Origin of the sequence: Actinomadura sp. DC4, assembly GCF_030406325.1 — a bacterium.
GTDB lineage: Bacteria > Actinomycetota > Actinomycetes > Streptosporangiales > Streptosporangiaceae > Actinoallomurus.
In genome coordinates, this window is sequence record NZ_JAUEQY010000032.1 from 116666 (window position 1) to 136015 (window position 19350).

The following is a 19350-nucleotide window of genomic DNA, read 5'->3' on the forward strand; positions in this document are numbered from 1 at the left end:
GGACCGGCGTGGTCGAGTCAGTCGAAATAGCTCTCCATGGCCCCGTCGCGGACGACGTCCAGGGTGACGCAGTGGAACCCGCCACCAAGTGTTCGCGCGTGCCGCAGCGTCAGCGGCACCGTGTCGATACCGTTCCGCTCGAGTTCTCGGATGAGTTGATGTTGTGCCGCGTCCACAATGGCCAGCTCAGGGTTGAGCATGAGGAGATTCATCCCGATCCATCGAGAGCTGAGCGGATACGGCGAGCTCGGCGCCACCGTGTTCATCGGCGGGCACCAGATGACATCCCACTTCCGTAAGACGTCGGGCAGGTTCGCGTCGTTGACCCGCTCGGGATTGAGTAGTGCCAGCCCGGGCCGTAGAAGCGCGATCGTGCTGTCGATGTGCGTGAATTCGTAGATCTCCCGCAAGGGGTGGATGGTGAAGTCCCCATAAGCGCGAAGCGTCCGCTCCAGCCATATCTGGCCGAGCTCGTTGCCGCTCGCCGACACCTGGTAGAACAGGTCTTTCCCGCAGCGCAGCACGTTGGCCGCTTCGAATGCCGGCTCATGCTCCCCCAGAGACGGGCGTCCCTGTTCGTCGACCTGGAACAGGTCATCGGCCAGTTGCGGTCTGGGCGCGCCGATCCACGCCGATCCGTTCAGCATGTAACGCTGGAAGAGATGCCGCATGCCGAACAGCTCGAAGTATCGGGCCCGCATCGGGCTCGCCGTCTCGATGATCACTTGTCCCACGATCAGGGCGAGATCGCGGGGACAATAATTGTAGAACCCGTCCGTTCGCCACTGCGGCGTGCCGAACTCCTGTGAGTGATCACCAGCACCGACCTCGTGGACCACCACGCCAAGGTTACGCAGCGCGCTGATCAGGACTTGCAGGTCCTCTTTCGTCTCTTCGATCACCCGGGCCGGGAACTCGCCGGTGAGCACGCTTTCCATCTCGCCGCGCGCCAGGTCGCCGTACAGGTTCAGCCAGGCCGACACGTCCTGCCGGGGAATCCGAGCTCCGGACGGGTTCCCGACGATCACCTCACGGAGCGGAGAGAACTCATCACACGAGTAAGCCGGCCGACCATCTCGTACGTCGAGCGAGGGTGGTCGAACCATGAAGTCATCGGTCATCGTCGTCCGCGGCGCCCGATCGGATCGCGCGCAGCGCGCCCCGACGACGATGACGTGGCAGCGATGAGCACACCATGACTCTCAGCAGCCACCTGTCCGAACCATCGAACCGTGGCCGAAACGGGCTCCGGGCGTGCGCGACCCGGCGGTTGTCGACAACGAGCAGGTCACCCGGCTGGAGGACGTGGCTGACGGCGGCCGCGTCGACCGCCTCGGTGAGGCACTGGAAGGCGCTCTTCGCCTCATCGTCGGCCGGGTCGGCGGGAACCATGTAGACGGGGTCGAACCGGATCTCCGGTGCCTCGCGGGTGCCGGTCAGCACCGCCACGCCGGTCCGCGGTTCCGGATTCTCGCCGTGCGCGATGTCCGGGAGAACGGCGTACCGCGGCTGCATCAGTACCTTGCGCGCCTCATCGGGCAGCACCAAGGCGCGGGCCGGTGCGAAAATCGTCGCTGCGGTCGGGTCCCCGCGCAGGCACAGCAGGCCGAAGTAGTCGCAGCGATCGCTGCTGAACGCGTCCTCGACATGCCACTCCAGGAAGGAATCGCTGCCTTCGCTGGTCTGTGCGCTTTCTTTGCCCTGCGCGGCTACGACGTCCTGGACCAGGCGTCCGTCGTACAGGTCGCTGAAAGTGAACGGCTCGCCGAACATGTTCATCACGGCCATTAAGCATAAGGCGCACAAGTTCGCTGCCCCGTGTCGCGGCGAGGTGGCTGTTTCGGGAGTGGGCTCAAGGTCGTAGCCGGCGGGCAGGATGCCGCGCAGTAGCAGAACGTCATGCCGGTTGCCTTGGTTGCGGAATCGGTGGACCTGCCGGAGTACGGCTTCTGGCAGCATCGCCGCTACGACAGTGCCGAGCTCGGTGAGTTGCTCAGCGTCGTCCAGCTGTTCGATCGGGTGGCCAGACGCAAGCTGCTGTGCGAACTGCCACAATCGCTGGGAATCCGTCTCCTGAATGCGGACAACTTCGTCGGCCCCCGGAGCACCTAAGCTCACTGGGGTCATCGAACGTGCGTTGTGCATGTACCTTATTGTATCAGTCAGTTGACCGATAACCACCCTTGCTGAAAGCAAATTCCTCTGCGAAGCTGCACACATCCAGGGTCGGCCGTCGAAGGAAGGCGTTGCATTAAAGCCCTCTGCGACTCGCCGTTATGGAATCCGAATGTCGCCGCGACGAGCGCGGGCGCCGGCCGGTCTGAACAAATACGTGAGAACCCGCAGGTGCCCGGCTGGATCCGGTGGTGCTGCGGCGATTAGGCGGGCTTTCCAGGCTACCGATCCGGCGAAAACATCTGTCAGAGACAACGGACGATCAAGGCATTAATGCGCATGGTACTATCCCGAACGTGACGGCGCTAGGTGACATTGACCGGAACCGGATTCGAGACCTACACGCACATGAGCTGGCACGATTCCGGAAGGAGCGCCCCAGGTCCGTGGCCATGATCGGCCGCGCGCGGGGGCACATGCCGGGCGGGGTGCCGATGGTGTGGATGGCCTATGACAACGATCTGCCGATCTACATCGATCATGGCCAGGGCGCGAGTTTTACCGACGTGGACGGGTTCACCTACGTGGACTTCAATGCCTCGGGTCTGGCGATGTTCTGCGGGCACGCGAATCCGCAGATCGTGGCCGCCGTCCAGGCGCAGGCCGCCCGGTCCACCCAGTTCCAACTGCCGACCCAGGCCTCGGTCGAGGTGGCCGAGGAACTGGCCCGCCGCTATCCCGTCCCGCTGTGGCAGTTCACGCTGGCGGCGACGCAGGCCAACACCGAAGTCATCAGGCTGGCCCGGGCCGCGACCGGACGGGACGTCATCGTGTTGTTCCAGGGCCACTACCACGGCAACTTCGACGAGGGCCGGGTGGATCTGGAGGACGGCCGGGTCACGGCGATCCAGCGCGGCCTGGCCAAGGACGTCGCCGGCCGCGTACGGATCGCTCAGTTCAATGACCCCGACACGCTGCGCCGGGCACTCGAGCCCGGCGACGTCGCCCTGGTGCTGACCGAGCCGGCCATGACCAACGCCAACCTGCTGCTGCCCGAGCCCGGCTGGCACGAGGAACTCCGTGGCCTGACCCGCCAGTACGGCACGTTGCTGGCCATCGACGAGACCCACAGCCATATCGTCGGGCCCGGCGGGGCGACCGCGCTGTGGGGACTGCAGCCCGACATGGTCACGATCGGCAAGGCGGTGGCCGGCGGCCTGCCGATGGGCGTCTACGGGGTCACCGCCGAGCTGGGCGAGCAACTGGAGGGGGAGCGCAACCTCGCGACCGGTGGCACCTTGTTCGGAAACCCGCTGTCCGCGGCTGCGGCGAAGGCGGCGCTGACCGAGGTTCTGACCCCCGACGCATATGCGCACACCACCGCCCTGGGCAGCGAACTCTCCGACGGGATCGAGCAGGCCATCCGGTCGGCGGGCCTGCCCTGGACGGTGATCCGGTTCGGCCCCCGGTCCGGGCAGTGGTTCGGACCGAAGCCCCGAACCGGATCCGAGGCGCACGCGCAGGCCGACGGCGAACTGAACCGCCTCACGCGTATCTGGCTGGCCAATAGGGGCGTGTGGGAAGCGCTACCGGACGCCGGGCCCGCCGTCTCCGTTCCCTCGACCAGCGCGGACGTGGCGCGGTATCTGGAGGCCTATAACGAGCTGCTCGCCCAGCTCAAGTGAGCGGTCGGCCGGCACGGAGACGATCAAGTAGCTGACGGCGGCGCGACAGACCGGAGCGGACCAGAGAGCCAAGATCATCGCCCGGAGGGTTCAGGGCTCGAATACCTCGGTTCGGCTACGCGACCTGGGAGTATTCGTTCTTCAGGCCACTCGGGATCCTCCGGCGGATGATCCGTGCACATTGGACGTCCGCCGCGCGGCGGTGAAATTCTGCTGCGGTTTGCTAGAGCGACCGGTGGGGGTGGTGCTCGTTGTAGCGCCGGGTGTATTCGGTGAGTACCACCCTGTCCTTGCCGAAAACTTCATCCGGTCTGGTGAGCCGGGGGTCACGGTGTTGATCGCCGCTGCGGGGATGGGGGGCCGAGTGCGCGGGTCGACCGTGCGGCATGATGTTGGCCCGTGCAGTTGCGACTGGGCTACCTGGTTGTTTCGAACGCGTGCGTGGTGCTGCGGATGCTGCAGGTGGGTGACCGGGATAATGACGCGGAGGTCCTCGCTCTCCGGCATCAGATCGCCGTTGTCCCTGCCGAGAATCCCGTCCGTGCAGGTCAAGTGACATTTTCGTACTCGTTGAGTATTCCGCCGGGGCGTTGGCGTCTTCGCACGTCCAGGTGGGTGACTGGTCGGTTCGGTGATGGGCGGGGGCGGGCGTTCGCGATGCTCTGGTGAGTGCGATGAAGGTGGTAGAAGGTCTCGAACTCGCGCAGCGGATGGAGCAAGTGGTGTCGGTTCCGGATCAGAGTCCGGCCCAGGAGCTCGCGGCGGCAGGTCAGCACCCATCGCTCCATGATCGCGTTCATGGGTGGCATCCGGACTCCGGTGAGCACCGCGAACGTGTTCGTCACTGTCAGGTACGCCAGCCGTAACAACACGGCCGACCATCATGCCGCGGCGACCGCGCCCCCGCACCACACTTCCGACGCAATCAGCCGAGCCTGCGTGGTGGGGCGGCGTCACGGGTGATCAAGGCTCTCACCTGGGCAGATGTAGTTTTCGGCAGGCGCAGGGTCCGACAGCCACCGCCGCAGACCACGGTGCTGTCCATGCGCCGACGGCGTCTGCGCGGATCGCCATATCTGGCAGCGGCGGCGATGTCTGGTGCCGGCGGCCTCGCAGTACAGAATCCTCGCCCAGCTGACCAGCAGCGATCGGTCGCCTCCTCAAAACCCAGCACCGATGCTGGGCCGCCTGCTTTGGCAGCCGGCGAGCCCGTCCTCGCCGCGGACGACGCCGCCGGTGGGCTGGATGTCACATGGGGTTGGCCATCGGCACCGTCTCGTACGGGCGGGCCGCTACCGGCGGATACTGCCGGCGCTTGAAATTCACGGTGCCCACGACTGCTTGAGGTGCCTGTCCCTTCCGCGCTTGGAGATATTACTGCAATTAGATTGCAGCAACTAGACCTAAGTATTGGGGTTCCGGTCCAATCCATGCGGTCATGGCCTCCGAAAGCTCATTGAAGATTCTCGGAGCCACTGGCGTCTCAGATCAAGAAAGGGGGCGATTCTTCCGCTCTTGGGCATGAAACGAGCCCTTTTGCTCGCTGTCATCGTGGGCAATTGAAAGGAATTCCACGCAATGCAGAAAGCTCAAGGGCGTCTCAGAGGGAGACGCCCCACCATGCTCGCCGCCGCCACGGCAGTGGCGGCCACCGCCGGTCTGCTGGGCTCCTTCGGCCCGGGCACCGGCAGTGCTTCCAGCCACCGTGAGGCGCCGCTCATCGCCGGCGACCCGCAGGCGGACAACACCGACGTGTACGCGTTCACCAGTCCGGACGACGCGAACACGGTGTCACTGGTCGCGAACTGGATCCCGTTCGAGGAGCCCAACGGAGGGCCGAACTTCTATCCGTTCGCGACGAACACGTACTACAACATCAAGATCGACAACGATGGTGACGGCCGGGCCGACATCATCTACCGCTGGACGTTCAGCAACGAGGACCGGCGGGGCACCAGCACGTTCCTGTACAACAACGGACCGGTCACGTCGCTGAAGGACGCGACCTTGTTGTTCCGTCAGCACTACACACTCCAGGAGGTCACCAAGTACGGGACGAAGACCCTGGTCAAGGACGCTATCGCGGCTCCGTCGGACGTCGGCAAGGCGTCGATGCCCGACTACGGGGCTCTTCGCCGCCAGGCCGTGAGCGCGGTCGGTGGAGGCGGCAGGACCTACGCCGGGCAGGCCGACGACTCGTTCTTCCTCGACCTTCGGGCCTTCGACCTGTTGTACGGGGCGAACCTGAAGGAGACCGGGCACGACACCCTCAAGGGCTACAACGTGAACACCATCGCGTTGCAGGTACCCAAGAAGGCGCTCGCGCTCAGGGGCGATGTCACCCGCAACCCGGTGGTCGGCATCTGGTCCACCACGGATCGCAAGGGTGCCGACGTGAAGCTGGGCGGCATCCAGGCCGGCGGCTACCACCAGGTGTCCCGGCTGGGGAACCCGCTGGTCAACGAGCTCGTCTCGCCGGCGGGCCTGAAGGACACCTTCAACCGGCTGGACCCGTCGCAGGACCACACGGTCAAGCCCCTGGTGAACAGGGTGCTGAACCCCGAGGTCCCGCAGCTGATCCAGAAGATCTACGGGGTGCCCGCTCCGGCGACACCGCGTAAGGACCTGTCGGAGATCTTCCTGTCCGGCATCTCCAAGAACTCCGGCGGCCCGATTCAGGCCGACCTCAACTCTCAGCTGCTCAACAAGGACGTACGGGCCTCGCGGTTCGTGCCGGCCGAGGAGCTGCGGTTGAACATGGCCGTCCCGGTGACCGCGGCGCCGAACCGGCTCGGCGTGCTCGCCGGAGACCTGCAGGGCTACCCGAACGGCCGGCGTCTCGGTGACGACGTCGTCGACATCGGGCTGCAGGCGCTCGAGGGCGCGGCACGGACCGGCAAGCTCGTGCCCGCGCTGGCCAAGGGAGACGGGGTGGACGCCAACGAGTCGGCGTTCGGCTCCGCGTTCCCCTACGTCGCGCTGCCGCACGACACCTCGGTCAACCAGGCCGGATGAGTTCAGGTGCGGGGAGGGCTCCGGCACTCCCCGCACCACCGGGACGGAGATGACTGTGACCCATTGGAAGCACATCAAGAGACGCCACGTGGCGTACGCGGCGTCAGTCCTTGCCGTCGCGCTGGTCGCACTGCTGGCGGGCGGCATCGCGGGCCGCCGCCAGGCCCCGGCGCCTGGTACGCCGGTGGTCGCCGCGACCGGGGCCATCGCGCGCTACCAGCAGACCCTGCACGACACTCCGGATGACTACCGGACCTGGGCGGACCTGGGCGCCGCCTATGTTCAGCAGGCCCGGATCACCGTCGACCCGACGTACTATCCGAAGGCCGAGGGTGCGCTATGGCGCTCTCTGCGGCTGAACGACACCGAGAACTATCCGGCGATGGTCGGCATGGCCGCTCTGGCGAACGCCCGGCACGACTTCGCCGGTGCCGTCAGCTGGGGTGAACGGGCCAAGAAGATCAACCCCTCGAACCCGGACGTGTTCGGCACCCTGGACGATGCCTACACCCAGCTCGGCGTCTACCCGGCGGCCACTGCCGCGATCGGCCGGATGACCGCTCTGCAGCCCGGCGTCTCCTCCTTCACCCGCGCTTCCTATGAGCTGGAGCAGCACGGTGACGTGGCGGGCGCACGCCGGGTCCTCGGGCAGGCGCTACGGGCCGCCTACACACACTCGGACGTCGCGTTCTGCCGCTACTACCTCGGCGAGCTAGCGCTGCACGCCGGGGACCTGGGCCAGGCCGCCGAGCAGTACGGCCTCGCGCATACGGCAGACTCGACGTACGTGCCGGCACTGGAGGGCATCGCCAAGACCGAGGCGCTCCGCGGCGACTCCGGCCCCGCGGTACGGGACTTCCAGACCGTCGTCGGACGGATTCCCCAACCGCAGTATGTCGTCGAATACGCCGAACTGCTCACCTCACTGAAACGTACCGACGAGGCGGCCCGGCAACGGCAGGTCATCGACGGCGAGCAGCGGCTGTTCGCCGCCAACGGAGTAACCGACGATCTGACCGCGTCGGAGTACGCGGCCGACACCGGCGACGCCGACGGCGCACTCACCCACGCGCGCGCCGAATGGGCGCGCCGCCACAGTGTCGTCGTCGCCGACGCTCTCGCCTGGGCGCTGCATCTGAACGGCAAGGACAGCGAGGCCCTCGGCTACGCCAGGCAGGCCACCCGGCTCGGCTGGCGCAACGCGGTGTTCTACCAGCACAAGGCCACCATGGAGGACGCTCTGGGCGACACCGGAGCGGCACGCGCGGACCGCGCCACCGCCCGGCGCGCCAACCCGCATCTCGATCCGGCCATCCCTGCGATCGGCCGGGCGACATGAGGCGGCTCATCGCCGTGGTCCTGCTCGTGGCGGGCGTCCTGTCCGTCACCACCGGCGCGAGTGCCGTGACCACGACCGGGGCCATGCCCGCCCACCCGCTCGGCAACTTCACCGTCAACCACTACGACGGGCTCACCCTGTTCCCCGATCACATCGCCGACACCGCCGTGGTGGACGCGGCCGAGATCCCCACACTCCAGGATAAGAGCGCGGTGGACACCGGCCACGACGGCTCGGTCGACGCAGCGGAGATGACCACCTTCGCGCGCGGACAGTGCGCCGGACTCGCCCGCGCGACCCGGACAACGCTCGCGGGCCGGCCGCTCGGCTGGAGCGTCACCTCGACGTCCTACGCGTACGTGCCGGGCGCCGCCGGGCTGCGTACGAGCCGGCTGACCTGTCAGCTCACCGCCCGTGCCGACCTCGTACGACCCAGCGAGGTCGGCTTCGCGAACGGGTTCCGAGCCGACCGCATCGGCTGGCACGAGATCACCGCGACCGGCAGAGGCGTACGCCTGGTCCATTCGCCGGTGCCACGAAGCAGCGTCAGCGACGAGCTCCGGCGCTATCCCGGTGACCTGCTCACCTCACCGCTGAACGTCCGCTCGGCCACGCTTCGTACGGCACCGGGGGAGGGCTCGTCGGTACGGAACCTGCCCGGAGTCCCATCGGCCGGGATCATCTCCCGCGGCCTCAACCGGTTGACCGCCTACTTCGACTCGCTGGTCGGCGCCCGGCACCTGACCGTGCCGGTCGGACTGCTGGCCTTGCTACTCGCGGTCGCCCTCGGCGCCTCCCACGCCGCTATGCCCGGCCACGGCAAGACCGTGATGGCCGCCTACATCGCCGGCCGCAGCGGCCGGATCCGCGACGCCGTCACCGTCGGCATGACCGTCACCGTGACCCACACCGGCGGAGTCCTGCTCCTCGGCTTCCTGCTCAGCGTCTCCACCTCACTGGCCGGCGAGTCGCTCCTGTCCTGGCTCGGCGTGATCAGCGGGCTGCTGGTCATGGCCATCGGCCTGGGCCTACTGCGGTCCGCATGGCGTGCCCGGCGCGTCCCCACTCCCTTCGGGGGCCACACCACGGATCCCGGCCGTGTCGAGCACATGGTCGCCGTAGGTCACCTACCGGCACCAAGCGGTGCTCCCCAACCCCACGCCCACGACCAAGAACATGGGCACAGCCGCGGCCCCGGTCACGGTCACAGGCACGGCCACGGGCACGGGCACGCGGTGAGCCGGTCCGAGCGAGGCCGCCTGATCGGTCTGGGCGTGTCCGGCGGTCTGGTGCCCAGCCCGTCCGCGCTCGTGGTCCTGCTCGGCGCCATCGCCCTGGGCCGCACCATTTTCGGCGTCGCACTGATCATCGGCTACGGAATCGGCATGGCCGCCACACTCACCGCCGCCGGGCTGCTCCTCCTCCGCCTGCGCGGCCTCCTCGACCGCCTGCCCGCCGGTCATCGGGCGAGCCGGCTGACCCGCTACACCCCGATGTTCACCGCGGTACTCGTCACCGTCGTCGGCGCCGGCCTGGCCCTGCGCGCCATCACCGGCTCCGTCTGAAAAGGAATCCTCGAATGCGAAACGCAGCCGCCTTCGCCCTGGCCCTCGCCGCGCTTGTCACCATGACCGGCTGCGGCGGCACCAGCGGCACGTTCGACGCCGGCCACGGCACAGCCGCACTGACCTGCATGGAACACCAAAGACACACGCCACCGGTGAACTACACCGACGACACGGCGCGAGGCCTCCTGCTCCTGCGCTACTACACCACCAACGGGACCCGGCCCTACTGCGACCACCGACACGCCACACCCGCCGACCGAGCCTGGGCGCGCCTGTACCTGAAACTCGGCGCGAACCCCAGTCCGGTCTCATCGATCCTGAGACCCTCTCGATGACACCGCCAACATGGTCTCCGGCAACGTGCGCACCGCCATCGCCACTCGATACTGGTGCCCAGGGAGCATCGACTTCCCGGTGATGGGCCGACGGGGCCCGCCGCCGGCCGACGTGTGGGCATCACCGGTGACGCGACGGGCAGACGCTCTGGGGCAGGGGTTTATCGCCCTGGCGCGCCAGTTCGACCGCGCGGCGCCGGAACTCCGGAGGGTGTGGTGCGGGCATGCGGGACATCCTTCCTGATGATCACAAGTGACCTCGGGTCAGGCGTCGGGCGAACGGGGGAACCTCAGGTGGTACGCCGCATCCGAGCGGCCGCTGTGGGGTTGCCGTCAGAACACCCCACAGCGGCGTGCCCTCGTGTCGGCCGACCGGTGATCAGCGGGGGTGATGGGCCATGCTCAGGTTTGTGGTTTCCGTGCAGTCGCAATGGCGGTTGGCTGACGCCATGAACACCGCGATCGCCATCTTTGCGGTACGGCGCGGCGAGCGATGAGTCTCCGCCGCGGCGGCCGCCGAGGAAGAGGGCTCCACTGGCGCTGCGGCATCCCACCGTACCCGGGAGGACCGGCCGGCCATCCGCCGCACTGCCTCATCGGGAGGCACCTGGCTCCCTCCGGCCGCTGTCCGGCGACCGCGGGCGGAACCGACCGGATGGCTCCCTCGCGCAACTGCCGAGGAGCCCGGTAGCCGCCGCAGGCCCGTCGGGCCTGTGGCCTCAGCATGCGGCAGGGATGCGGAGAGCGATCAGGGCGATGTCGTCCTCGTGGTCGGGCGATCATGGCGAGGAGCCTGTCGCAGAACAGTTCGACGTCGAGGTCGGCGAGGGTGATGGTCTGCTGGCGGAGCCGGGTCATGCCGCGGTCGAGGGACTCGGCGCGGCGTTCGATCAGACCGTCGGTGTAGAGCAAGAGTGCCGATCCCGGTGGCAGCTCCGCGCAGGCGTCGGCCGACGACGGTCACCCGTCTGATGTCATGCCCTCGAACAGATCGACGGCACACCAGTCCGCGAGGACCGGAACCACCAGACGCGCCGGCCGCCGCAACGTGGCGTCCGCGTCCAGGCTGCTGCCGATCGCCGTCGATACCTGCGCGAGGAATAGCAGATGTTGCCTTCCATCCGTCCCGGGCCGGCACGTGAAGGTCATCAGTGGGGGTCCTGCTCCTGGGGTTCGTCGAAGTCGACGTCGACATTCTCAAAGCCTTTATGGCGTTCGGTTTTGGCATAGGAGCTGTAGGCGCGGCGGTCTCCTGCGGTGATGTCGGGATTGTCGGTGAAGGGCGTCAGCAGGCTGCGTGGCCATAGCCGTTGCACGCGGACGACATTGAACTCAGCACACACCACGAGTGCCAGGGCGCCGATATAGATCCAGGTCAACAAGCCGAGGACGATTCCGAACAGGCCGTAGGTGGCGGTGGCACCTCTGAGTGTATGGCCCAGCAGGAACGTGCCCGCCCATTGCAGTATCTGCCAGATCGCAGCGCAGGCGACAGCGCCCGCGCGTACCTGTGCGATGGTGACCGGCCGTGCGGTCAGTACACGGTACGCGGTCGTGAACAAAACGACGTTGAGGGCGAAAGTGATGATGACGACGGTGCCCACTCGAAAGCTGCTGTCGTCCGAGCCCGCGTTCGCGAACAGAGCCGACAGCGTCGTGGTCGCCAAGATGCCGGCACCGCCCGCAGCGAGCAGCAGCAGGCTGCGGAGCCGGGCGGCGATCGGATTCGGGCGCGAGTTTCGCGGTACTCCCCACATCTTGTTCAGTGCGCTCTGGATGGCCTGAACGACGCCGAGGCCACCGTAGACGCTTCCAAAGACACCGATGACCAGGCCAGGAACACTCCCGTGGAAGGAGTGGATGTTCGTGCCGATCTGGTCGCCGATGACCGGAAACTGGGCAAGCGCCGAATCCAGCACCCGTTGCTGTAGGCCCGGCCTGCCGTGCAAGGCATAGCCCAAGGCGGTGGCCAGGAGCAACAACAACGGAAACAGCGACACGAACCCGTAGTAAGTGATCAGTGTCGTCAGATAGACACCCTGGTCGTCGGCGAACTTGTACACCACGGCCAGTGGCAGACCCGCCCAGCGATGCCGCTGCTGAAAGGCATCTATCCGCCCGATCGACGACGAACCTCGCAAGTCATCCACATGGGGGACCTGCCCGCGTGCAAAAACTTATGCAGCGAGAGCTGGGCCGCGTGTGAGGGACTCTCGGTCGTCCGACCTCATCGCTTGCCGGAAGAATGCTAGGTCGCATGAGGTGGTGAGTTCTCAGCACAGACGCGGTACGGCCGGCGCCCGCGGGATCCTCGCCGGTCGTGTGGATGGTCCAGTGCACGTGTACGACACGTCCGGACCGAGGAACGGGTCGGTTAGACCAGGCGCTGGTGTACGTAACACCATCTCCATCGCGGGCCGGGCTCCATGGCTGCGGCGATCGGATGGTCGGTCTTCTCAGAGTGGGCCTTGGCGTGCTGATTGGGTGAACCGTCCGAACATGCCACCCAGCCGCAGGTCAGGCAGATCAGCAGGCTCGCCAGGCGGTCGTCCTCGGCCCGGCAGTCTCGGCAGAAGCTGCTCTGAGGGGTGACCGGTGTGAGCCCGTCGAGGTGTTCGCAGCGTGGTGCCTGCCCTTTCGCGCTGACCACGGGTGCGTTCAGGGCCTCGGTCTGCTTGGAGACCATGGGGGTTCCTTCGTCGTTCCGGGGGAACCGGGCACAGCCCGGCCGATTCCCGTCAGTCAAGCCCGCTGCCGTCATGTCGGAAACATCCGACCCGGCTAAAGCCCATCACCACAGCCGATTACCCGCCGATACGGTGAGAAGGGCGCCTGCACGTGTCTACTGGGCCGGGCTCATCTGAGGGGCGACGGAACGAAGCTGGGCACCGTACGCGGCTCGGGTACCTATTGTCCCGGCCCTGCCCCTCGCTTGGACGCTCTGTCCCATGCCATTACTGGCGGGGGCGCCTCATCAGTACCCCACACCGCGACCGTGGCCACGACGAGACGCCACCGATGCCGACGATCCGCCGGTGACTACCGCAAGATGGTCTTTTCCTATCGATTAGGCTGTGCCCGAGATGTGGGAATGACCTGACTCGCAGGAACCGTGTCCTCGGCCATGCCCCGGGCCGGCTGAACATGCGCGGCGTCCTGGCCGCCGACGCCCAGCGCGCCGCCGGGGCGCCCACGGCCGAACCGTTCACCCGCGCGGTACGCAGCCACGTACCCGCCCCGCCCCTGCGCGTCGGCAGCGCCTGCGACGTCTCGGCATCGATGCGGCCCGTGTGCGGCCCGGTCGCCTCCGCCGCCTGGATCCTGGCCAACGCCACCTCCCACCTGCCCGACGCCATATCGGCCACCGTCGTCTACGGCGCGGGCGTACGCCCCATCACCCGCCCCGGACGAGCCCTCGCCCACGTCACCGAATTCGAGGCCGACGACCGCGCCCACGCCATCGGCACCGCGATCGACGCCCTGGAAGCCGCCCTCGACCTGACCCGCCCGGACGCCGCCCGCCTCCTGGTCATCGTCTCCGACGGCGCGTACGACCTTCCCGACTGCGACGAAGCCCACAAACGCATCACCCGTCTCATCGGCACCGGCTGCGGCGTGCTGTGGCTCCACCCCGAGGCCGACGACCCCATCACCCCCAGCGCCCAGCCGCTCCTGCTCACCGGCCCCGCCCAGACAACCGACGCCAGCGGGCAAGCCGCCGTCCACGCCCTCCGCCACACCTGACCAGGGGTACCGGGGCCCCAAGAGCTCGCCGCTGAAGTGGGCCCGCCGGCACTCGTAGGAGGAGAGAACCGCCGCCTCCCTTCACACCATCCGCCAAGTCGAGCCTGGATCCCCCCGCACCCGCGCAGGGACCTAGCGATGGCGAGTCGAATCGAGAGAAGGGAACATCGTGACGCTGGTCGCACGACCACTGGCCGGACCCGGGCGGCCCGGCACCGTACTCGACCTGGCAACCCAGGCGGGATGGAACGTCACCACAGATGACAACGACAACGCCCACGCCTTCCCGGACGACTGCCGCGTAGTTCTCACATGCCTTCCCAGCCGCCGCGCAAACCGCTCAGCTGCTCGCCGCGATCACCGGGCGCCGGGGTGTGGAGATCGGCGTGGGCGCCGGGCGGATCGCTGTCCCACTGGCCGCAGCCGGGGCCGACACCGTCGCCGTCGTCGACCCTGTCGTCGTCATGACGTCGCGGTTTCAGCCGAGGGGGCCTGGGCGGTGGTCAGTGCCCGCACGGTCGCCTGCAGGGTGCGGGCAAGTTCGTCGGGTTCGACGGGCTGATCGGTGTCGAGCCAGGTCAGGATGGCATCGAAGATGATGGCCGCCACGAGGGCGGCGATCCATCGGCGTCGGGCCGGGTCGGGGATGCGTTCACGCAATCGGGTCTCGGCAGTGTGCGTGGCGTTGGTGTCCAGTTCGTCGACGTAGTCGGCGAAGTCCGGTTCCTGGCGTGCGTGGCGGTACAGCAGCCGGAAACCGTCCGGGGCCTCGCGGGCAGCCAGGGCGAGTTCTGCCACGGTGTCGGCGTCGAGTTGCGGGTCGCGCACGTGGTCGCGGATGCGTCGGCGGGTGTCGAGCAGGACCGCGAGGTAGAGGTCGTGCTTGGACTCGAAGTGCCGATAGATGATCGCTTTGGTGACCCCCGCGGCGGCGGCGACGTCGTCCAGGCTGGTGGCCGCGAAACCGGCGTGCATGAACGAGCGGGCCGCCGCCGCCACGAGCTGGGCTCGGCGCTCTTCGCGGCCCAGCCGTTGCCGCGTTGCCTTCGACCTTTCCTTACTCACCTTGCCACCACCGGAATTCCTCTAGTATCCTCCACGATGTACACTAGCAAGTGTACATGGTGCGGTTGGAAATGGCGCCGCACCGGGACTTTGAGCGGGCTCTCGCCGCCGGCAAGGAGAGGAGTTTGGCATGGATCGGCTGCCGTTCGCGCACGGGCAGGACCTGCTGGCGTTGGCGCCGCGACACCGACCAAGGCGGCATCCTCGGATGCCGCCAAAGACGGGCTCCAGAGCGGCCAACCGCGACCCGCGGGCATTCGAGCGCCCCGACGAGTTCGACATCGAGCGCTCCCCGAACCAGCACCTCACCTTCGGCCACGGCGCTCACTACTGCATCGGCGCGAGCCAGGCACGTATCGAACTCCAAGAAGTGTTCACTCGGCTATTCCGCCGGATCCCCACTCTGCGGTTGGCCGCATCCCACCAGCAGCTTCGCGTCCACGCCGATCGCATCACCGACGAACTCACCACCCTGCCCGTCACCTGGTAACCCCCGGACCCGCGACCCATCACGTCTGAAGGAGAGTGTCATGTTCCTCGTCCCGCTCCTGTTTCACAGCTACCTCGGCCTCACCGGCACCATCGTGCTGGTCATCGCGCTGGTTGCACTGCAAATCGCACTCCGCCGCCGCGCCCGCCGCCGCCGCGCCCCGGCGCAGCCCCGGACCTCAGGAACCCCGCGACACCACACATAGACCGCACCACGCCTGACACACCGACAACGACGACACCACCACTCCGAGACCCTCGCGATGACAGACCCGTACGGGGAGATCGACGCCGACGTTCTGGTCGTGGGGGCCGGTCCGACCGGGTTGATGCTGGCCTTCGAGCTAACCCTGGCCGGCGCGAAGGCGATCGTGGTGGAGAAGGCCGAACACCCCAACCCCCAGTCCCGGGCCGGCAGTATCCAACCGCGCACCGCGGGAGTGCTGGACATGCGGGGCCTGCTCGATGAGATCTCCGACCCGTCGAGCGTGGTCACGAGGTACCTCCTGCGCGCGGACCCTCCGCGCACGACCCTGCACACCTGACCTCAGCGGCCCATTACTGGATCTTCGCTTCGACGGTCAAGGAGATGTATTCCTTCGGCCGGAACAGAGACGCGAAGACGCCCCCCGCGGGTGCTACCGTCACCTCGGTCGTCCCACCGACTTCTGTGACCACTTCGCATACCGGGCTCCTGGCCCAGTCAATGGCGGCCTGCGCGCGATGTGTTCCCGGTCCTACCTCGACGGTCAGATCTTCGCCTCGCCGCACTTTGCCGACCTGCTTTCCGTCGACTTCGATTGAGTACGCCCGGAGTAGGTCCCGCCAGCCGGCGGTCCGGCGAAAGAGAATCGTTGACTCGGTCACGGCATGCCTCGCTTTTATTGGGTCTGGACTTACCTTTTGGGATGGTGTCGTCAACGGCGACGACACCATCCCAAAAATGATACGTGATTCAGCTATTCCGCCAGGTGGAGGGCATCATGCGGTGGCGCCGCTGACAATCCCCGATACGATGCTGCCACAAGCTGATCCATCCGGCCATGACCCCTACGACAGGCCCTCCGATGACCTCTCCGACCGCACACAAGACCGTACCGGCGAGGAAGCCAGACGTGATTCCGAGAAGGGCGGCTGACCAACTCCACTGACCCGTCGGGTCGATGCGGTTGATTGGATTTCCGCTCGCGTAGCTGTATTTGTTCGCGTTCTGCGTGTCTGCGAGCTTGGTGATGTCGTCCTGCTGGGTGAACCGGCCCTGGGCGGGATTGTCGTAGCGATGACCCAGTTTGGCGAGGCTCGTGTTCGGGGCGGGCCACAGACCGCGACGGCAAGTTCTCCCGGACCTTCGACGAGGTCCTCACCAGCAGCGGCACACGGATCATCAAGACACCGCCACGATCGCCTCGTGCGAACTCCTACGCCGAACGATTCGTGGGCACATTGCGGCGCGAGTGCCTCGACCACCTGCTGATCTACGGCGTACAGCACCTGCGGCGGCTGCTGACCGACTACGAGCAGCACTACAACGCCCATCGGGCTCACCAGTCCCGCGACCAAAGACCACCGCTGCATGACCCCGACGAGCCGATCGACCTTACGGCTGTGATCAAGCGCCGCAGTACCGCCGCGGGCCTGATCCACGAGTATCGAAGGGCGGTCTAACGATCATGTGAAAGCCCAGGTGGAACCTTGACGATGAGTTTTGGCGCGGCACAGGGCCCTCGCGTTACCAGGAGACCGTCGCCGAGGCCGCCGTCGAGCGGGCGAACGTGGGCGAGACCGCCTCGACGTCGAGAGTCGTTGAGCCCTCGCCGCCGATTCGCGTCAGCAGAGGCACGAAATAGGCATCGTTGCAGATACCGCCGAGATGGGTGCGGCTGCCGTCGGGATTCCGGCGGTATACGTTGTAGTGGTGGACGGGGTTCGCGGAGGCGGTCCATTTCATGCGTACCGTCTGCGTGGTGGCAGTCGTGCGGGCGGTGCCGAGCACGGTGATCGCGCTGGGCGGGCCGGGTGTCTGCGCACCGTCGACGACCGCGAGTTGGCCGACGCGCATTCGATAGCCGTTCACGCGCGCCGCGGGCGCGATCCGCAGGTCGAGCCGTACCAGGGTCTGGCCGCCGGCGCCGCTCAGATCGATGGTCGCCGTCTGCCAGTTCGCCGAGCCGGCCGCGCCCACGTCGTAGTAGACCGGGTCGGCCCGGCCGGCGAAGCCGGCCGCGACCTGGAGATAGGTCGGCCCGGAGGCGGGCGCCTTGAAGGTCACCAGGAGCCGGGTCGATCTGGTGATCGTCAGCTGGGTCTGATAGAGGCGGACCAGGACCGAGCCCTCGACGGCGCCGGTCAGCAGCAGCGAGGTGCCGCCGTTGTACGCGTCGTTGAAGTCGAGGCTCGGCACCAGAGACGCGGTGCTCGGCCCGGAGACCGTCCATCGATACGTCGGCAGGACGTCCTGCAGGCCGACGTTGTTCCATGGGTTCGTAGACGACGTGGTCCCGTCCACGGCGTACAGCTTGCCCTGCCCCGTGTTGAAGCTCGTTACGAACGGTGTCTTCGTGATCGGCGTGCGTTCGGCCACGATGCTCGCCGGGGCCCGCCACGTGGCCGACGCCGAGGCCTTGGAGGGGTCCCCTGCGGCGCCGACCCAGAACTGTGAGTCCTGCCGATAGAAGTCACCGAGGCTTTTCGCCGACTTGAACGCCCAGTCGGTACGGTGCAGGCCGGCCGAGACGTTCCGGCTCCCACTGCTCGGGAAGATCTGGGCCAGTTCGGGGGCGGTGTAGCCCAGGGCCTCCACGTCGACGCCCGCGTACAGGTCGAAGGCGGAGCGGCCGAGCTGGGCGGCGTAGGTGGCGGACGAGCTGAGCGTGCCCGCCGTCCACCAGAAGTTGAGGAACATGCTGTCGCTGACGCGAGTGCCGGACGCCTGGAAGAACATGGCGTTGGAGGCGTTCAGGGCGTTCTGCCAGCCGACCTGTCCCGTGCTGTTCATCGCGTCGTACCAGATGAACCGCAGCGTCGGTGCGAGCCGGCGCGCCTGGACCAGCACATCGCGTACTGCCGTGGCCAGCGTGGCGTCGCCGCCACGCGTTTCCTGATTGACGAACCAGCCATCGAATCCGTAGTACTGCGCGGCCTGGACGAGCTTCTGCGGCATCCGGCCGTCGGTGAACTGCCGGACCCAGTCGATCCTCCCGCCGTAGTCGTCCGGCGGGAGGAAGACGTTGCCGTAGACGGGCACCCCGTTGCGGTGCGCGGCGTCGATGATGGTCGGATTCGGCACGAGGATGATGCCCTCACTGGCCGATCCACCCCAGAACACCAGGATTCCGGTGTACTGCCAGTAGCCGTAGGCGTAATACGAGGCCACGGTCCCACCCTGCGACGGGTTCCTCGCCGTCGCCCCGAAGGACGCCAGCGCCATGATGTCGCCCTGATCGGCTCTGGCGCCGGTGTTCGCGCGAAGATCAGCGTTCCAGACCCGTTCCGCCAGCGGCACCCGGGACCGGTTGAAGATCGCGTCCGGGTCCTTGGCCGGATCCCAGGCGAGCAGCTCGTCCGGATACCAGACCGGCGCGTACGGCTGGTTGCCCGCCCCCGCCTTGTGCGCGACGATCCTTCGCAGCGTGAACCACGTGCCGTCGTGTCGCTTCCCGTTGCCCGTGAACTCCGGCAGGTCGGGAGGCGTCTGGACGGTCGAACCGACCCGGCTCGCCAGCTCCGCGACGGCCGAGGCGGACTTGTCCTCGACCCAGAGGTCGATCGTGCCGCCGTCGCGGATCACCCGGGCGATCTCCTCGATGTTGCGCTCCGTCAGCGGCATGTCGATCACTGAGATCGCGTCCGCGAACTCGTTGTCGAACGGCAGCCCGGGATTGGTGTCCCAGGGGAGCAGCTCCACGAGGTTGGGAATGGCCTTGCCCTTCAGCCGGCCGGGTGCGGTCACGGTCGGCGGCCGGGGGCTGTCGGTGGTCACCGCTCCGGCGACCACC

General features: G+C 67.3%; 19 protein-coding genes. 10 read left to right on the forward strand and 9 right to left on the reverse strand.

The annotated features are described in order from the left end of the window. Positions 1–17: 17 nt before the first annotated feature. Both QWU11_RS38460 and QWU11_RS38465 read right to left on the reverse strand, forming a co-directional pair. Positions 18–1121, reverse strand: coding sequence for a hypothetical protein (locus tag QWU11_RS38460; protein WP_290119470.1), 1104 nt, complete (start codon positions 1119–1121; stop codon positions 18–20). Next, entirely contained in the window at positions 1111–2145 is a 1035-nt protein-coding gene (locus QWU11_RS38465; RefSeq protein WP_290119471.1) for a TauD/TfdA family dioxygenase, read from the reverse strand. Before QWU11_RS38465 ends, QWU11_RS38460 begins: the two co-directional genes overlap by 11 nt. 326 nt (positions 2146–2471) lie before the next feature. Between QWU11_RS38465 and QWU11_RS38470 the strand changes: the two genes are divergently transcribed. From QWU11_RS38470 to QWU11_RS38490, 5 genes are all read left to right on the forward strand, one after another. Further along, complete coding sequence (locus QWU11_RS38470; protein ID WP_290119487.1) at positions 2472–3800, forward strand: transaminase; 1329 nt, start codon at positions 2472–2474, stop codon at positions 3798–3800. 1620 nt (positions 3801–5420) lie between these two features. After that, positions 5421–6815, forward strand: coding sequence for a DUF4331 domain-containing protein (locus QWU11_RS38475; protein ID WP_290119472.1), 1395 nt, complete (start codon positions 5421–5423; stop codon positions 6813–6815). A gap of 55 nt (positions 6816–6870) precedes the next feature. Continuing rightward, the gene (locus tag QWU11_RS38480; RefSeq protein ID WP_290119473.1) at positions 6871–8154 is read left to right on the forward strand and encodes a hypothetical protein; all 1284 of its coding nucleotides are present in this window, start codon (positions 6871–6873) and stop codon (positions 8152–8154) included. Continuing rightward, complete coding sequence (locus tag QWU11_RS38485) at positions 8151–9719, forward strand: High-affinity nickel-transporter (RefSeq protein WP_290119474.1); 1569 nt, start codon at positions 8151–8153, stop codon at positions 9717–9719. Before QWU11_RS38480 ends, QWU11_RS38485 begins: the two co-directional genes overlap by 4 nt. Before the next feature lie 14 nt (positions 9720–9733). Then, positions 9734–10057 (forward strand): hypothetical protein, encoded by a 324-nt coding sequence (locus QWU11_RS38490; RefSeq protein ID WP_290119475.1) that lies wholly within the window; start codon positions 9734–9736, stop codon positions 10055–10057. 402 nt (positions 10058–10459) lie between these two features. Here the strand turns inward: QWU11_RS38490 and QWU11_RS38495 are convergent, their stop codons facing one another. From QWU11_RS38495 to QWU11_RS38510, 4 genes are all read right to left on the reverse strand, one after another. Further along, entirely contained in the window at positions 10460–10990 is a 531-nt protein-coding gene (locus QWU11_RS38495) for a SpoIIE family protein phosphatase (protein ID WP_290119488.1), read from the reverse strand. A 27-nt stretch (positions 10991–11017) separates the two neighbouring features. Next, positions 11018–11206, reverse strand: a complete 189-nt coding sequence (locus QWU11_RS38500) for a hypothetical protein (protein ID WP_290119476.1) — start codon at positions 11204–11206, stop codon at positions 11018–11020. After that, on the reverse strand, positions 11206–12207 hold the full coding sequence (locus QWU11_RS38505; protein ID WP_290119477.1) for a YihY/virulence factor BrkB family protein: 1002 nt from the start codon (positions 12205–12207) through the stop codon (positions 11206–11208). The genes QWU11_RS38500 and QWU11_RS38505 overlap by 1 nt, the downstream gene beginning before the upstream one ends. Positions 12208–12431: 224 nt before the next feature. Continuing rightward, complete coding sequence (locus tag QWU11_RS38510) at positions 12432–12743, reverse strand: UBP-type zinc finger domain-containing protein (protein WP_290119478.1); 312 nt, start codon at positions 12741–12743, stop codon at positions 12432–12434. Positions 12744–13201: 458 nt separating this feature from the next. Between QWU11_RS38510 and QWU11_RS38515 the strand changes: the two genes are divergently transcribed. Beyond that, the gene (locus QWU11_RS38515) at positions 13202–13801 is read left to right on the forward strand and encodes a VWA domain-containing protein (RefSeq protein WP_290119479.1); all 600 of its coding nucleotides are present in this window, start codon (positions 13202–13204) and stop codon (positions 13799–13801) included. 462 nt (positions 13802–14263) lie between these two features. Here the strand turns inward: QWU11_RS38515 and QWU11_RS38520 are convergent, their stop codons facing one another. Beyond that, on the reverse strand, positions 14264–14800 hold the full coding sequence (locus QWU11_RS38520; RefSeq protein WP_290119480.1) for a TetR/AcrR family transcriptional regulator: 537 nt from the start codon (positions 14798–14800) through the stop codon (positions 14264–14266). A gap of 196 nt (positions 14801–14996) precedes the next feature. Between QWU11_RS38520 and QWU11_RS38525 the strand changes: the two genes are divergently transcribed. From QWU11_RS38525 to QWU11_RS38535, 3 genes are read left to right on the forward strand one after another with little or no spacing between them, the layout of a single operon-like run. Continuing rightward, positions 14997–15356, forward strand: a complete 360-nt coding sequence (locus tag QWU11_RS38525) for a cytochrome P450 (RefSeq protein WP_290119481.1) — start codon at positions 14997–14999, stop codon at positions 15354–15356. A gap of 40 nt (positions 15357–15396) precedes the next feature. Next, positions 15397–15561 carry a hypothetical protein gene (locus QWU11_RS38530; RefSeq protein ID WP_290119482.1) on the forward strand — a complete coding sequence of 55 codons (165 nt, stop codon included), beginning with the start codon at positions 15397–15399 and terminating at the stop codon, positions 15559–15561. 57 nt (positions 15562–15618) lie between these two features. After that, complete coding sequence (locus QWU11_RS38535; protein WP_290119483.1) at positions 15619–15900, forward strand: FAD-dependent monooxygenase; 282 nt, start codon at positions 15619–15621, stop codon at positions 15898–15900. A gap of 410 nt (positions 15901–16310) precedes the next feature. On the opposite strand, the gene QWU11_RS47530 is transcribed toward QWU11_RS38535, so the two are convergent. Then, positions 16311–16676: an RHS repeat-associated core domain-containing protein gene (locus tag QWU11_RS47530; RefSeq protein WP_354670935.1), complete on the reverse strand. Its 366-nt coding sequence runs from the start codon at positions 16674–16676 to the stop codon at positions 16311–16313. A gap of 62 nt (positions 16677–16738) precedes the next feature. Here QWU11_RS47530 and QWU11_RS38540 point away from each other — a divergent pair, with 62 nt between their 5' ends. Continuing rightward, positions 16739–17020: an integrase core domain-containing protein gene (locus QWU11_RS38540; RefSeq protein ID WP_290119489.1), complete on the forward strand. Its 282-nt coding sequence runs from the start codon at positions 16739–16741 to the stop codon at positions 17018–17020. 64 nt (positions 17021–17084) lie between these two features. On the opposite strand, the gene QWU11_RS38545 is transcribed toward QWU11_RS38540, so the two are convergent. Then, positions 17085–19350: hypothetical protein (locus tag QWU11_RS38545; RefSeq protein WP_290119484.1), on the reverse strand; the 2266-nt coding region annotated here is incomplete at its 5' end.